Origin of the sequence: Sphingomonas sp. Leaf20, assembly GCF_001421535.1 — a bacterium.
Classification (GTDB): domain Bacteria; phylum Pseudomonadota; class Alphaproteobacteria; order Sphingomonadales; family Sphingomonadaceae; genus Sphingomonas.
The window spans coordinates 56,039-70,188 of record NZ_LMKN01000001.1 but is presented as its reverse complement, the minus strand read 5'-3'; the positions used below and the strand labels follow the sequence as shown (position 1 = coordinate 70,188).

Genomic DNA, 14,150 nt, shown 5'->3' with positions numbered 1-14,150 from the left:
TTTCGAAAAGACTAGTTGTGGTAAATTGCTAAAGACAATGCTCGTGGCGGGCCGACTGGCGCAGAGCTTAGTCAGCTCGCGAGCCGCGCCTTTTCCAAATCGGATAGCAGTCTTTTTGTGCAAATGCGGCTTGGTAAAGACCAGTGGCATGTCACGTCGCTTAAAAAGTGAAGGGGCGTCTAAGTCAGTCACTACGTGACGACGCACGTACTCCAATTTACAACTATGAACTGTATCTAAATTCCGCAGATTACCGAAAAAAGTACACGTTCGACGCGATAGTAGAAGGGGGGTGTAACCAGTATTGCGAGATATAACGTTCAATGCGTCTTCTGAGGGGCTGTAGAAAAGATCGGCACTAGTAAGGTTATGAAAACCGTACTGTTCCATAAAACTCTCGACGGAGGGGTATCCGTATTGCTGGCCAATCCGTTTAACCCATTGGCCTAGAGATTCCCAGGCATGTGGATTAGGGGCAAGTAGCCATCTCATTCAAAGCGCTCCACCTAGCCTGCCGACCCGCCGCTACCGTAATCGAATGGTACTTTGCATTCTCTCAAACGATCGTTTTTGATGCGCCATCATGTGAGAACCTGTAGCAGTCGATGCCAGCGTCTCAAAACACTTTCGCGATTGGGCCTTGGTATGATAGGCGTCAGACATGAGTTCTGAGAATGCTTCATGCTGATCGGCTATGCCCGAGTGTCGACCCCGGAACAGGATCTGACCCCGCAGCTCGAAGCGTTGCGCAGTGCGGGTTGCGAACGAACCTTCTCGGATAAGGCCAGCGGAGCAAAAGCCGACCGTGCCGGCTTAGCCGACGCGCTTTCCCATGCGCGAACCGGAGACATTCTTGTAGTATGGAAGCTCGACCGGCTCGGCCGTACCATGAAAGGACTGATCGACCTCTCGTCCGATCTGGCGACGAGGGGCATTGGGCTAAAATCGATTACAGACGGGATCGATACCGCAGGCACAGCTGGGAAACTCGTTTTCCATATCATGGCGGCGATGGCCGAAATGGAGCGTGACTTGGTACGTGAGCGCACGACGGCTGCGTTGATCATCGCCCGGCGTGAGGGCAGGGTAGGTGGCCGGAAGACAGTAATGACACCCAAACGCCTCGAGGCCGCGCGGAAACTTTTATCCTCTGGAATGACTGCCCGCGAAATAGCCCCAACCATCGGCGTCTCGGTCGCGACGCTATACCGCCATTTGCCAGCACCAGAACAAGAGGCAATTAGCGCGGAAGAGAATGCCGCTTAGCAGCATACGGCTGATCTACACGCACCATAAATGGCTGGCTCCCCGTTTCCTAGGAAGCCAGCCTCTAGGTTATTCCGCTGGTGCTTCTTCGGTCTTGCGCTTGCGCGGAGCTGAAGCGGGCTTGGCGTCTGCCTTGGCTACATTCGTCTGGCCAGGCTTGCGACCCAGCCCAATGCTCTTGGCCATCGTGCGACGTGCTTCCGAATAGGTAGGAGCGACCATGGGGTAGTCAGCCTTCAGGCCATAACGATCGCGATATTCCGCTGGCGTCATGCCGTTAGTGGCGAGATGACGGCGCAGCGTCTTGTACGGCTTGCCATCGATCATGCTGATGATGTGATCGGGGCTGGCAAGCGACTTACGAGCGGTCACTGCCGGGGTGTACTCTTGAGCAGATGCTTCGGGCTCAGCAGCCGTCGAGTTTCCGCCGACCAGCACCGAAACAGTTTCGTACATCTTGTTTAGGAAGGCTGGAACGTCGTCAGCGTTGGTACGCGTGTTGGGATTGGCCAACCAAGCGATTGTCAATTCCGTGGCGAGTTCAACGGGGTTCAGGTCGAGGGTAGTGTCGGACATAGAGGTCTCCATTTCTGGAGGCGCATCTAGGTACTTGATTGGTCGCTGGCAATCTCGGGCCGCGCCAGACCATCCATTTGAGATCAATACATAAAATGAAACCGGAATATGCTTTCTTAATTACCGTCCAAGACGTTGGCAAATTTGCTCCTTCGCTGCCGCCGACGCCAGCGACCGTTTGAGTCTTGCCGAGTGCGCTCCAAACTTCTGATCGAATATGATTGGTCAAGCTCTCATGCGCGGAGCGGTCACCGCTCTAACCGTATCCGTCGTAGGGCCTAAGCACCGGCAAGGCCGCGCAGGAGACGCAAAACACCTGTTTGTCGCGCAGTCGTGATTGTGACCGGGTTTTCGACACATCCGGTCCACAAAGCCGGTCCCGAAGGTCGGCGATGCCCTAGAGATCAAATATTTCGCGCCAGTAAATCGATGAATCGGCGGACTTTCGGAGCGAGGTGGCGACGACTTGGATAGATTATACTGATCGGCACGGGGGGCGCGGCATAGTTCGTCAGTAGCGCAACGAGACGACCTTCGGACAGATCCTGGTCAACGACATAGCTGGGTAGGAACGCCAGTCCCGCCCCCGAGACCACGGCATCGCGTAACGCTTCCCCGCTGTCGAGCGAAAGGCGTGCTCGCGGTTTAACGACGACTGTTTTACCCTCGATGGCGAAACGCCAAGCGCGCTTCTGACCGGCGCTGACGTAATTCAGGCAAGTGTGCCCTAGCAGATCGTCGGGATGGTGCGGTGCCGGAGCGACCGACAAATAGGCCGGACTCGCGACTACCAGGTCATGCTGATGGGTCAGCGTTCTGGTAATGAGGCTGCTGTTGTCGCGGGTCTCGCCAATGCGGATAGCGAGATCAATACCGTCTTCGATGATGTCACTGACACGGTCCGTGAAGCTCACATCCGCCCTCAACTTGGGCCACGACGCAAGAAAATCATTGAGCAACGGCAGGACCAGGAGGCGTCCGAACGTCATCGGCGCGGTCATTCGGAACAGCCCTTGCGGCTCTCCACCGCCATCGGACATCGACAATTCCGCTTCTTCCAGATCGGCGAGGATCTGCGTGCAACGATCGAGGAAAACGCGGCCGTCATCGGTCAGCCCAAGGCTGCGTGTGGTCCGGTGGAACAGCCGTACGCCTAACCGATCCTCCAGGCGGGCAACGCTCTTGGCGATGCCCGACCGCGTCATCGAGCGCGCGCGTGCTGCGCCTACAAAGCTCCCAGCTTCGGCAGCTGCCACGAAGGCGACGATGTCGTTGATATTTCCCGGTGCCATAAGGCGCTTCCGCTCCTTCGCAGTGTCGACGCCCGTTCGCCAATCGATGAACTATATGGAAGTCCTGAACAGATTAACGGCATCAGGAGCAAATGAAATGCCCTTCAATGACATCGTGACGCATCGCCTCGACCAATGGGCTGGGAGCCTGCAGGACCTCGGTCCCGTCATCCTCGGCGAGAACACAGAGGTGACGATCGACGAGATCCGCAGTTCGTACGTTCGCAAGATGGCCGAGCATCCGACGCCTACAGACGTCCGCATCGAGCTGGTCGACATGGGAGGCGTACCGGCGGCGCTCGTCACCCCGGACGAGGTCGAAGGCGACCGTGTACTCTTCTACATCCACGGCGGGGCGTACATCGTCGGTGGGCCGGGTGGCTATCACGGGCTAGCGGCTGCGTTCGCAAAGGCGATGAAGGCGCGTGTTTACCTGCCGGACTACCGACTGGCGCCGGAGCATGCATTCCCCGTTCCGATCGAGGATACGTTCGCTGCCTATCGCTGGCTGATCGAACAAGGGCAGAACCCGAAGTCGGTGACGTTCGCCGGCGACTCCGCGGGCGGTGCGATGGTCGTCTCGGTGATGGTCATGGCCCGAAATGCCGGCGTACCGCTGCCGGCTGGTGGCGCCGCGCTCTCGCCTTGGGCGAACCTCGAGCACACCGGTGCTTCGATGTTCAATCGCGACGGCCTGGACAAGCTGAACACCAAGGCCGGCCTCGACCTGATGGCCAAAACCTTTCTGGGTGGTGCGTTGCCGAACAGCCCCGAGGCATCGCCAGTCTTCGCGGACGTTCGTGGCTTGCCGCCTATTCTCGTACAGATCGGCGAAGGCGAACTGATGCTGAGCGACGCCATCCGGCTTGCGGGCCATTTGGGTGAGAACCGTGTGCGGGTCTCGTTGGAGGTATGGCCGGGCATGTTCCACGTCTGGCACATGTTCCAAGCCGAGCTGGCCGAAGGACGCGAGGCCATCGCTAATGTGGCCGTGTTCCTGAGTCAGGCTGTCGAGAAGGCGTCTGCTGCCTAGTCAGCCATCGCGCCACCCTTTCCACGGGGTGGCGCTACCCCGGATTAACCGCTTGGCACACCCTGCGGTTCATATGCAGGGAGGTTGGTGCCGGGATTGCTCGAGGCTGTCCGTGCTCAGCCCCACTTCATTTCGCCGGTCGCGACCTTCGCGCCGACCTGCAACGCCACGCCCATGCCGGCGTCCGGATAGCGCGCGGTCATCGCTGCGATCAGCGCCGCGCTGTCGGGCTTCTTGGCCAGCTCTTCCTCGAACGCGCGCAGATAGTCGCGCGTATAGGCGATCGCTGCCTCGCCAAGCGGCGCGTCCGGGGTCATGTGGCCCGGCACGACGACCGTGGGCTTGCGCGCCAGCATCACATCGAGCTGCGCGATCCAGGCCGCGCGCGCCTCAGCGCCAGCGGTGTCCGCGGTCCAGACGTGCACGCCCGAGAATATCAGCACGCCGCCAACGATCGCCGACAGCGACGGCACCCAAAGATAGCGGCGGTTGGCGAGGCCCGTCGCAGCGATGATCTCGATCGCCTGTCCGTCGACCGACATCGGCTTACCCTCAAATGCGTCGGGCATGACGATGTCTGCCAGCGTCTTCGGACCATTGTCACCGAGCTGCGGCCCCCAGGTCGCGAGCTTCTTATCAACATTGGCCTTGATTGCGGAGATCGTGTCCGGCGCGGCCAGTACGCGGGCATCCGGGAAGGCGGCCTTGATCGGGCCGAGGCTGAAATAATAATCGGGATCGCTCTGGCTGACATAGATCGTCGTCAGCTTTCGTCCGGTCGCCTTGATCGCCTCGACCAGCGCACGGCCGTCGGGCAGCGTGAAGCCGCCATCGACCAGCACCGCCTCGGTCGCGCCCCAGATCAGCACCGGTGCGCGGAAAAATCCGTGTTCGCCGGCGGGAAACGACTTCCACTGGAGCGCCTTGCCCGCGGCGAGTGCGTCGCCTTGGCCGATCATGGATGCGGCGGCGCCGCCTGCGATCATCGTCATTATCTGTCTCCGATTGGGCATGGGAAAGGTAATCCGGTCGGGCCCGGCGCGATCACGCAAGGTGGTTGGAGGATATCAGTGAGAGCGGATTCTGGTACAGGCTGGTCGCATCGACCGGCGTCAGCACGGTGCCGTCGATGCGGAACAGCGCTGGGACGCCGCTGATCCCGAAGCGCCGCATCACCGATCGTGCCCGCTCCAGACGTTGCCGGTCCGCCTCGCGCAAGGCCGGTTCGGGATTGGCGAGCATGACCGCAGCCGCGTCGAGGCCGGCGTCGACCAGCAGGTCGATCAGCACGAACATATCGGTGATATCGCGCCCGTCGACATACCGCGCGCGCTGGATCGCACGAAGCGCGCCCAATTCACGGTCCGGTGCAGTCTGCGCGACCGCGGTCAGGGCGAGTGTCGCGGGACCGCTGTCGAGGGTCAGGCTTGCGCCACGCACGATCCGATCGCGATAGGGATCGCCGAACACCGCACCAGTCGATGCCGCGATGCGGCGGTCGCTGGCGAGGATATGGTCGCGCATGTCGCCGCCGAGCGCCCGCGCGCCGTCGCCGGCGAACAGGCCGCTGGGCAATGGCTCGACGGTAACGCCGGCCTGGTCCGCCAGCGTGGCGATCCCGGCCGAGGCACCGTAGCACCAGCCGCAAAGCGGATCGAACAGATAGAGGAAGTAGGTGGTCATTGTCGGTGCCTCCTTGATGACCAGTATATGCGCCGTCCGGATTGCGACGTGTAGACCGAAGATCTAGACGGACCGTATGTCAGAAGCATACAATGCGCGTGCCGGAGCTAATCGCGGCATCAACAATCTGAAGCGGCTCGCCTATTTCGCCGAGGTGGTCGAGACTGGTTCGTTCACGGCCGCAGCCGAGCGATTGGGGATCACCAAGGCAGTGGTCAGCCAGCAGGTCGCCAAGCTCGAACGCGCGTTCGAAACTACGCTGCTGATACGCACCACGCGCAGCGTCCGTCCGACCGAGGAGGGCCGGGCGTTTTACGAACGGTGTGCGCGTGTGCTGGCGGAAGCACAGGATGCCTTTGACGGTCTGGCGACCGACGATCGCGCGCCGACCGGCACGCTGCGCCTGACCGCGCCGTTCGACTATGGGATTGCCGTCGTCGTGCCCGTCATCGCTGAGTTCCAGCGGTGCTACCCGACCTGTACGGTCGACTTCCTTATCGGGGACGCGACTCTCGATCCGGTCGGCAGCGACATCGAGCTTGCGATCCGGGTCGGTTGGCTGGTCGACAGTGCGTTGCGATCGCGGCGGATCGGCACCTTCGGGCAAATACTGGTGGCGAGTCCTGCGGTAGCTGGCACCCTGTCGTCCAACCCGAACGTCGCAGAATTGGCCGAAATGCCTTTTGTTGCAAACGGCAATCTGCGCGACCCGCTGGGATGGACGTTCCGTGCCGAAGACGAGCGTCAACATCTGGTTCGGTTCGCGGCGACGCTCACGATTAGTGCCACGCTGGGTGTGCTTCAAGCCGTTCGGGCAGGGGCCGGCATCGCCGTGCTGCCCGACTTCGCAGTTGCCGATGATCTGGCCACCGGCCGGCTGGTACGGGTCATGCCGACATGGCATCTCGATAGCGGCGGAATTCATGCGGTAATGCCAGATACCCGGTTCCGGCCTGCGCGTGTGACCGCTTTCCTCGATATTCTAGCCGATCACGAACGCCGACGATCTTAGAGCGGATTGGCAGCGTGCCGGGCTTTGAAAAGCCACCATCTTTCGGGAATGACTAAGTTGGGTAGGTTAGCGGACGGTCCGCTTTTTACGGTCGCGGTATTCCCGGAATGCGGTCCACACGAGCAATACAGCAAGGATGAGTATGGCTCTCGTAGGAAGATGACTGACGGCGGAGTTTAAGTCGCTGTTGATCCAGTCGAATGCGAACTGTCCGACCAGTACCGGCAATCCGACCATGAGAATGAGGTATAGGACGCGGCGCTGCATCTGCTCATCGTATATAAGCCCCGAATGCCTGCAAGTGGGCGAAAACGGCCCTGCTGCTTCTCATCGCCGACTGCTCGCCCTGCGCTGTCCGAAAACACAACCTTTCCGACAGGGGTATTGAGCAACTCCAGCAACCTCGGGGTAAAACAAGAACACCGATGATCTTCATGGTGTCGGAAAACGGTATGTTTGCGACAGGCCGGGGTCGTCGAAGTGCCTGGCACCCTGTCCGCTATCACCTGTTTGTCGCCCAGTCGTGGTGACGACCCGACTTTCCACACGTTTGGTCGTTGAATGCCGATAACGGGAAGGAAAGCGGACGGGCGGCTTTCTGGAGGCTCGACGAGATATACGCCTAGGGCTGCAGACCTCTCAGATCAGTTTCTTGAGGTTCAATGTAGCAGGTGCTGCCGTCGCGCAGATCATAATCGTAAACATGGTTAGGCGGTTTGCGTCGGTCACCGTCATTACCCACTCCTCACCCTCCCAGAACACGTCTTCCTGATCACATAGCAACAGCGCCGCATACTTCAGCGCAAAGCAGCGAGCAGCCGCGAGAGAGGGAAGATTCTCACCTACGCACGGAATGTTCGGCTTGGCATCAGCGATCTCGAAGTAAAAAACCGACATTAGAGCTCCGAAAATAACGCGGGAGCACCATGTCTCTCAGTCGCCGAGAACCAACGATTTATAGGTAGCGAATACCGTCCACCTTCAGTTCCGCTAGACGGTTACTTGTGACTGTGAGCAGGGCGCGTCGGGAAGGAAGAGGAGAGCGGACATTTGAGCGACCGTAGGGTCCCGCTACCAGAGGAGATGATCGGTAATCACGCCGAATCTTACCAGAAAGCCCAGCGCCGCGCCTATCATCAGTAGCGTCACGTACACGGCAATGGCTCGCGTCCGGCTTCGACGGTCCGTCTGGTAGCTCATTTTCGATCGCCTCTTAGCTGACCCTGCTACCAACGTGAACGATACAACAAACGTCCGCAATCGGGCGGAAACGGCACGGCCGCGTTTGAGCGCCGGCTGCCCGCCGCGAACTGTCGGAAAACACATGATAATCGCCAATTGGAATTAGCGACGGCATTTTGCGTCGATCGAGAGACGACCGTCCGGAATCACCTGTTTGTCGCACAACTATGATTACGACCGGGTTTTCCGCACATCCGGCCGCTGAACGGCGATAATGGGAGAGGGGAGCGGAACGGCAGCTTTCGGGAAGGCAGGTGGCATTAGCCGACATTGCGGGGCTCAGCTTTTCCCGAAAAGGATCGAGTTTGAGGAATTAACCGCTGCCTCGTATTGTGGTGTGTGGAACAAGAATATCGGATCAGGCTGTGCAGTCTTACCCTATCGGAATGATCTTACCGGTGCCCGGCTCGGGGCGTCTGGTTCTATTCGAAGCGTATCCGACGAGGGATGTCATTCACCGCGAAATCTGGGGGCGAGAGGTGTTCTTGTTCGACGCCGGCAACCGGCCCGTTTGGCAGATCGCACCGGAACCAGGCGCGACGGACGACATGCACCGGAAGTTCGATGCGACCCGCCCCGCGACCGACACCTTCTCCGCCATCAGCAATATCGAAGGACGATTTTATGCAAGCCGGATCGGCGGTGACACCTTTGTGATCGATATGACGACGGGCGCTGCCTCTTATAGTGGCTGGGCACGGACATAGCCCTTCGTAGCGATCAGATCGCGGGATTGTCGATCTTCGCGCGAGCGTTCCCACAACCAATCGAATTCGGGAATGTCTGGGTTGAGGAGGAAAGCAGCCTGTCCGCTATCGGGAAGGCAGACGGCATTAGCGGACGTCCCTGATGCAGCCGCCCGTTCCCGAAAAGGATCGGATTTCGAGAATGCCTGGGTTCAACGGCAGGCGGTTTCACTTCGGAGCCGGTTGATTATACCTGTACCCATGCAACAGCAAATAACATACTGCAAATCTTGGTTTCGGGCCCGAAAGCAGCCTACGGAAATTTGGCCAGAGGAATATGCGCGGTCAGCACACCGAAATAAAAAGCTCTATAGTGTTGTAGTAGGCCCGATCGATCGTCCGTTTTGCTTTCTTGAAATAAATAAGGGCTTTGTAGGCGTTGGATTTCTTGACCGCTTGGCTCGGGAATATCTTTATTACGCCTTTAGGGAAATCAAAGCTGGAACATTATTTCTCAGCATGACTACTTACCGGGAGTACGGCGGCGATACGGATAAGGTTGATAATGGAACGACTTATAGGTTTCAGGAAAGTGGTACAGTCGAGATCGATAAGCAGTCTTTCAATCCGATAACGAATCAAAATTCGAGATCATTCTACGATGTGGCCAACAACTACGATATTTGGCCCGAATTTGGTGATTATGATCATATTATCAAAATTGAGCGAAGTTAGGCGAAAGTCAGAAGCCGTATTATGCCGTCAACCAACGACGAACTGGCTTGCTGGACCAAAATGCTTCAAGGCTTAGCTGGCGTGGATATTTTTCGTACCCGTCGGGATCGAGTTTGGAAAAACGATCAGGTGTGAGAGGATTGCAGAGGGTCCACTTTGGCCAATGCAGACTGCGATAGCTGAAATTGCGCGGCGTTGCGTCGTTCCCGAAAAGGAACCCATAGCGGGACAGTCGCCCGGTCGATCACGGCGAGAGCCGTCCGGGGCACCGCCTTTCCCAAAATCTGTTCCCGATTGCTCTTTCTCGAAATAGCCTGTCGGAGAGGGAGAAACGGGAAAGATTGCGCTTAACGAATGGCCGTTGTCGGGAGCCCGGATTGTCGGCCTGAACGTCCGGGTGTGGGCGTTCTGGCCCGATCCGGCCTTCTCGCGTAGGATCGAATTTCGAGAATGTTCGGCTTGGAGATGAAGGCGGTAGGGATCGCTTACGTAGGCTCCGCCACCGGGTCGATAATTGCCATCGGCTTTGTTGATCCCGGATTGCCGGATAGCTACATACAAATCAGGGAATGGAGCCTCCCTTGTAACCGCGCTGATGCTGATGGCCCCTGATGATCGCCCAATGGGCGCAGGGGAGTACGCGCGTGGAGTTCCTGCTTGTTTTTCTGGGTTCGGGCATTGGTGGCATGTTGCGCCACGGGGTCGGTCGCACCGCCCTCGCACTGTTCGGCCCATCGTTTCCCTACGGCACGATGGCGATCAACATCGTTGGATCGTTTGCGATGGGCATCGTCGCGGGCTGGTTCACCGCTCGGGGCGGTGCCGATCAAAGCCTGCGCCTGTTCCTGACGACCGGCGTCATCGGTGGCTTCACCACCTATTCGACGTTCAGCCTCGACTATGCCTTTCTGTGGGAGGGTGGCCATGCCCTGTCCGCGATCCTGTATGTCAGCGGCTCGCTGGTCATCGGCATCGGCGCGCTTTTCGTCGGCCTCGCGCTATCGCGCTTCCTGTAATGCGTGATCGACCCTAGCGATCTAGCCGATTGGGATCGACGCGGGCGCGCCGGTGTCGGGCTGTTCCCACGGCACGACGCAACGCCGGATGATGTCGGCAAGTCGACGATAGGTCGCCTCCCTCGGTGACGATGACCGCCACACCATCGTAAGGTCGCGCAACGGTGCCCGCTTCGCCAGCGGCCGTGCGACGATCAGCTTCTCGCGCAGCACGTCTGATCGGACATACAGCGCGGGGAGGAGCGACAGGCCCATGCCGGTCGTCACCATGAGACGCAGCGTATCGAGCGTGGTCCCGGCGTAATCATCGACCTCGATCGCGCCAAACTCGGCACAGAGTGAAGCGATCTGGTCATGCAGCCGTGGTGAGCGATCCATGACAAGAACCGTTTCACCAGCAAGATCCTCCGGACACACTACCTCACATCGGGCAAGCCGGTGATCGCTTGGCATAACGAGATGCAGCGGCTCCCGGATCAACCGGGCAGAACTGAAATCGGGCTGGGTGGGTCCATGCGGCAAGAGGAGCACGTCATGCGTGCCGTCCGACAATTTCCCCGGCAGGCTTTCCAGCCTGTCCTCACGCACGACGATCCGCAGATCAGGGAACGTCTCGCGAAGCGCCGGCATTGCTAGCGACAGGACGTACCCGCCGACTGTCTGGAGAACACCCATTTGAAGCGTTCCCTGTAGTGCGGCGGGATCGTCACGGCGCGCGATTTCCCGAATATCCTCAATCTCGGAAAGGACGAAGCGCGCACGGCGGGCTATCTCGGTGCCAACCGGCGTCAGCACCACGCGGGCGCGCGTACGCTCCACCAATTGCGTGTTCAGTCGGCCCTCTAGCTCCTTCAACTGCATGCTGAGCGTGGGCTGGGTGACACGACACTGATCGGCTGCACGGCTGAAACTGAGCGTGTCGGCGACGGCCACGAGGTAGCGCAACTGTTGGATGCGAGGCATTACCAACCTTATAGCCAACCTCTATAAGCGGCAATGTAACTTCCGATTTTCTCATGATGATCGGGCCTGCTACCGATAGAGGGTCCACGACGATCGGCATTCCGACTGTCGTTCGGACAACTTCTCACCATTGATCCGCACGTCCCGCCGGCGGTGCCGATACCGCAAAGGGCAGGACTGCGCATGGCCGCTCATCTTCAGACAGGTGCCAAGGCGCGCTTCGCCTTCCTTCGTAGCGAGGCTGCTGGCGGCCTGCTGCTTATGGGCGCTGCGGCGCTGGCGATGGTCGCCGCGAACCTGCCCGGAACGTACGCTTACAACGACGTGCTGCACATGGTGGTTGGGCCGACATTGTCTGACCAGCTAGGCCCGATGACGGTGCACCTCTGGATCAACGACGGCCTCATGGCGCTGTTCTTCCTGTTGGTGGGGCTGGAACTGAAGCGCGAGTTTTTGGAAGGCCGGCTGTCGCGCTGGTCCGACCGGATGATGCCTGCGCTCGCTGCCGCGGCTGGCATGGCTGTCCCGGCGCTGATCTATCTGCTCGTGGCGGGGTCCGACCCGTCGCTGCACGGCGGATGGGCAATCCCCGCCGCTACCGATATTGCCTTCGCGTTGGGCGTACTGGCGCTGCTTGGCAACCGCGTGCCGGCCTCGCTGAAACTCCTTCTCATGTCGGTTGCGATTGTTGACGATCTCGGCGCGGTCACGATCATCGCGCTGTTCTATACGGCGTCGATCGACGCTCTCGCGATTACCGCTGCCGCGACGATCTTCGGGATTATGCATCTGCTCCGCTGGCGGGGGGTAAACGCACTGACGCCCTATCTTATTCTGACCGGGTTGCTTTGGTACGCCGTGCTCCTGTCCGGCGTCCATGCGACGATTGCGGGCGTCCTTGCCGCAACCGCCATCCCGCTTCGCGCGAGCGGCGACGGAGACGCACCGCTCCATCGCCTCGAACACACGCTGACGCCGTTAGTCGGGCTACTAATCGTACCGCTGTTTGGGTTTGCCAATGCCGGCGTATCGCTGGGCGGTATCGGGTTGCAGGCGATCATCGCACCGTTGCCGCTGGGCGTCGCTGCCGGCCTGTTCCTCGGCAAGCAAATCGGCATCTTCGGCGCATTGCAGATCGGCAGGCGGCTGAGGCTGTTCGGTGCTTTGCCCGGTGCCAGCATGATGCAGACATACGGCGTCGTTCTGCTGTGCGGCATCGGCTTCACAATGAGCCTGTTCATCGGTGCCCTTGCATTCCCGGCATCTCCGCATCTCGCGGAGGAAGCGAAGATCGGCATCCTGCTGGGATCGATGATGTCCGCGCTCGCCGGATATGGCGTTCTGCGATTCTCCCGGCCCAAGGCCTTCCCGGCGTCGATGATCTAGTTGCCAGCGCCCGACTGACCACCGCCACCAAGCCTTCATCATTCTACCCGCTGTTGCGGATACCCAAGGACGCCTGCCATTTCCCGCGAACATGTTCCCGTCGCGATCAAGTCGCTGCCATGGTCGATGCTTCTCGCCGTCTGCATCGTCATGTCTGCAAGTCTGCTCACGCTCTACTCTGCGGCGAACGGAAGCATGACACCGTGGGCATTCAACCAAGGTCTCAGGTTCGGCTTCCTGTTCGTGGTCATGCTGCTGGTGTCGTTCGTCCCGGTGTCGTTCTGGCGCGATTATTCGCTGCCTTTCTACGGCATCACACTCGGGCTGCTGCTGATCGTCGAGCTGTTTGGCAAGATCGGGATGGGTGCGCAGCGCTGGATTGATCTCGGGATCATCCGCCTGCAACCCTCCGAGTTCATGAAGATCGCTATCGTGCTTTCGCTGGCGAGCTATTTTGACCGTGTACCCCCCGGTTTCATCCGCCGCCCGATGACGCTGCTGCCACCTGTCGTGATGATCGGTCTGCCGGTCGTGCTCGTCCTACTGCAACCCGATCTGGGCACTGCGATGATGATCGCGCTCGCCGGCACCGCCATCCTCTTTCTTGCAGGCATCCCGCTACGCTGGTTCGTGGGGGGAGGGCTGGCATTCGCCTGTGCGCTTCCCGTCGTCGTGAACAACCTGCTCCACGACTATCAGCGACACCGGGTGCTGATCTTTCTTGATCCCGAAAGCGATCCGCTCGGCACGGGATACCATATCGCGCAGTCAAAGATCGCGATCGGATCAAGCGGCATCTGGGGCAAGGGCTTCATGCAGGGCACCCAAAGCCACCTCGCCTATCTGCCTGAGCCTCACACCGACTTCATCCTTGCGACGATGATGGAGGAATGGGGCCTGGTCGGCGGGGTCGTGATCCTGTTGGCCTATGCGTGGATCATTCGCTGGGCGAGCGGGGTTGCCATGCGCTCAACCGATCGCTTCGTAAAACTTGCTGCGATTGGGCTGACCTTCACGATCTCGCTGTACGTCGGGATCAACATGGCGATGGTGCTGGGTCTGGCTCCGGTCGTCGGCATCCCGCTGCCGCTTCTGTCCTACGGCGGATCGGCAATGATGACGGTGCTGATCCTGCTCGGCATTCTCATGTCATTCGACAGAGTCGAGCGCAAAAGCGGAAGCTCCTCAACCTTTAGCTTTTAATTGCCGAGACAGGTTCTCAATTAGGAACGTGGGGCGGGGAAACGGCACTGCCGACCG

14 protein-coding genes are annotated in these 14,150 nt (G+C 59.6%); 8 read left to right on the top strand and 6 right to left on the bottom strand.

The annotated features are described in order from the left end of the window. Nucleotides 1-681: 681 nt before the first annotated feature. Nucleotides 682-1,266 carry a recombinase family protein gene (locus tag ASE72_RS00290; RefSeq protein WP_055933852.1) on the top strand — a complete coding sequence of 195 codons (585 nt, stop codon included), beginning with the start codon at nucleotides 682-684 and terminating at the stop codon, nucleotides 1,264-1,266. A 69-nt stretch (nucleotides 1,267-1,335) separates the two neighbouring features. Here ASE72_RS00290 and ASE72_RS00285 read toward each other — a convergent pair whose 3' ends face one another. Beyond that, nucleotides 1,336-1,842, bottom strand: coding sequence for a MucR family transcriptional regulator (locus tag ASE72_RS00285; protein ID WP_055933925.1), 507 nt, complete (start codon nucleotides 1,840-1,842; stop codon nucleotides 1,336-1,338). Between the two features lie 404 nt (nucleotides 1,843-2,246). Continuing rightward, nucleotides 2,247-3,134: a LysR family transcriptional regulator gene (locus tag ASE72_RS00280; RefSeq protein WP_055933854.1), complete on the bottom strand. Its 888-nt coding sequence runs from the start codon at nucleotides 3,132-3,134 to the stop codon at nucleotides 2,247-2,249. 97 nt (nucleotides 3,135-3,231) lie between these two features. On the opposite strand from ASE72_RS00280, the gene ASE72_RS00275 reads away from it, so the two are divergent. Next, a complete protein-coding gene (locus ASE72_RS00275; RefSeq protein ID WP_055933856.1) occupies nucleotides 3,232-4,167 on the top strand; it encodes an alpha/beta hydrolase in 936 nt (311 codons plus the stop codon). A gap of 116 nt (nucleotides 4,168-4,283) precedes the next feature. Here ASE72_RS00275 and ASE72_RS00270 read toward each other — a convergent pair whose 3' ends face one another. Both ASE72_RS00270 and ASE72_RS00265 read right to left on the bottom strand, forming a co-directional pair. After that, nucleotides 4,284-5,159 carry an MBL fold metallo-hydrolase gene (locus ASE72_RS00270; RefSeq protein WP_200910156.1) on the bottom strand — a complete coding sequence of 292 codons (876 nt, stop codon included), beginning with the start codon at nucleotides 5,157-5,159 and terminating at the stop codon, nucleotides 4,284-4,286. A 52-nt stretch (nucleotides 5,160-5,211) separates the two neighbouring features. Next, nucleotides 5,212-5,850: a DsbA family protein gene (locus tag ASE72_RS00265; protein WP_056015387.1), complete on the bottom strand. Its 639-nt coding sequence runs from the start codon at nucleotides 5,848-5,850 to the stop codon at nucleotides 5,212-5,214. Between the two features lie 76 nt (nucleotides 5,851-5,926). On the opposite strand from ASE72_RS00265, the gene ASE72_RS00260 reads away from it, so the two are divergent. After that, on the top strand, nucleotides 5,927-6,862 hold the full coding sequence (locus ASE72_RS00260; protein ID WP_055933860.1) for a LysR family transcriptional regulator: 936 nt from the start codon (nucleotides 5,927-5,929) through the stop codon (nucleotides 6,860-6,862). 639 nt (nucleotides 6,863-7,501) lie between these two features. On the opposite strand, the gene ASE72_RS00250 is transcribed toward ASE72_RS00260, so the two are convergent. After that, the gene (locus ASE72_RS00250) at nucleotides 7,502-7,759 is read right to left on the bottom strand and encodes a DUF6894 family protein (RefSeq protein ID WP_055929495.1); all 258 of its coding nucleotides are present in this window, start codon (nucleotides 7,757-7,759) and stop codon (nucleotides 7,502-7,504) included. 731 nt (nucleotides 7,760-8,490) lie between these two features. Between ASE72_RS00250 and ASE72_RS00245 the strand changes: the two genes are divergently transcribed. The 3 genes from ASE72_RS00245 (at nucleotide 8,491) to crcB (ending at nucleotide 10,541) form a co-directional block, all read left to right on the top strand. Beyond that, the gene (locus tag ASE72_RS00245) at nucleotides 8,491-8,811 is read left to right on the top strand and encodes a hypothetical protein (protein WP_055879890.1); all 321 of its coding nucleotides are present in this window, start codon (nucleotides 8,491-8,493) and stop codon (nucleotides 8,809-8,811) included. A 72-nt stretch (nucleotides 8,812-8,883) separates the two neighbouring features. After that, on the top strand, nucleotides 8,884-9,525 hold the full coding sequence (locus ASE72_RS19985; protein WP_156350013.1) for a lytic transglycosylase: 642 nt from the start codon (nucleotides 8,884-8,886) through the stop codon (nucleotides 9,523-9,525). 644 nt (nucleotides 9,526-10,169) lie between these two features. After that, nucleotides 10,170-10,541, top strand: a complete 372-nt coding sequence (crcB, locus tag ASE72_RS00240; RefSeq protein WP_235532170.1) for a fluoride efflux transporter CrcB — start codon at nucleotides 10,170-10,172, stop codon at nucleotides 10,539-10,541. Nucleotides 10,542-10,562: 21 nt separating this feature from the next. On the opposite strand, the gene ASE72_RS00235 is transcribed toward crcB, so the two are convergent. Continuing rightward, the gene (locus tag ASE72_RS00235; RefSeq protein WP_056015383.1) at nucleotides 10,563-11,504 is read right to left on the bottom strand and encodes a LysR substrate-binding domain-containing protein; all 942 of its coding nucleotides are present in this window, start codon (nucleotides 11,502-11,504) and stop codon (nucleotides 10,563-10,565) included. Nucleotides 11,505-11,687: 183 nt separating this feature from the next. Between ASE72_RS00235 and nhaA the strand changes: the two genes are divergently transcribed. Continuing rightward, on the top strand, nucleotides 11,688-12,890 hold the full coding sequence (nhaA, locus tag ASE72_RS00230; protein WP_056015381.1) for a Na+/H+ antiporter NhaA: 1,203 nt from the start codon (nucleotides 11,688-11,690) through the stop codon (nucleotides 12,888-12,890). Between the two features lie 126 nt (nucleotides 12,891-13,016). Then, on the top strand, nucleotides 13,017-14,093 hold the full coding sequence (rodA, locus tag ASE72_RS00225) for a rod shape-determining protein RodA (protein WP_200916128.1): 1,077 nt from the start codon (nucleotides 13,017-13,019) through the stop codon (nucleotides 14,091-14,093). Nucleotides 14,094-14,150: the final 57 nt, after the last annotated feature.

Excerpts from the sequence above, each read along its gene's own strand:
- ASE72_RS00290 (WP_055933852.1), top strand. The coding sequence starts at position 682 with ATGCTGATCGGCTATGCCCGAGTGTCGACCCCGGAACAGGATCTGACC.
- ASE72_RS00285 (WP_055933925.1), bottom strand. The coding sequence starts at position 1,842 with ATGTCCGACACTACCCTCGACCTGAACCCCGTTGAACTCGCCACGGAA.
- ASE72_RS00280 (WP_055933854.1), bottom strand. The coding sequence starts at position 3,134 with ATGGCACCGGGAAATATCAACGACATCGTCGCCTTCGTGGCAGCTGCC.
- ASE72_RS00275 (WP_055933856.1), top strand. The coding sequence starts at position 3,232 with ATGCCCTTCAATGACATCGTGACGCATCGCCTCGACCAATGGGCTGGG.
- ASE72_RS00270 (WP_200910156.1), bottom strand. The coding sequence starts at position 5,159 with ATGACGATGATCGCAGGCGGCGCCGCCGCATCCATGATCGGCCAAGGC.
- ASE72_RS00265 (WP_056015387.1), bottom strand. The coding sequence starts at position 5,850 with ATGACCACCTACTTCCTCTATCTGTTCGATCCGCTTTGCGGCTGGTGC.
- ASE72_RS00260 (WP_055933860.1), top strand. The coding sequence starts at position 5,927 with ATGTCAGAAGCATACAATGCGCGTGCCGGAGCTAATCGCGGCATCAAC.
- ASE72_RS00250 (WP_055929495.1), bottom strand. The coding sequence starts at position 7,759 with ATGTCGGTTTTTTACTTCGAGATCGCTGATGCCAAGCCGAACATTCCG.
- ASE72_RS00245 (WP_055879890.1), top strand. The coding sequence starts at position 8,491 with ATGATCTTACCGGTGCCCGGCTCGGGGCGTCTGGTTCTATTCGAAGCG.
- ASE72_RS19985 (WP_156350013.1), top strand. The coding sequence starts at position 8,884 with ATGTCTGGGTTGAGGAGGAAAGCAGCCTGTCCGCTATCGGGAAGGCAG.
- ASE72_RS00235 (WP_056015383.1), bottom strand. The coding sequence starts at position 11,504 with ATGCCTCGCATCCAACAGTTGCGCTACCTCGTGGCCGTCGCCGACACG.
- nhaA (WP_056015381.1), top strand. The coding sequence starts at position 11,688 with ATGGCCGCTCATCTTCAGACAGGTGCCAAGGCGCGCTTCGCCTTCCTT.
- rodA (WP_200916128.1), top strand. The coding sequence starts at position 13,017 with ATGCTTCTCGCCGTCTGCATCGTCATGTCTGCAAGTCTGCTCACGCTC.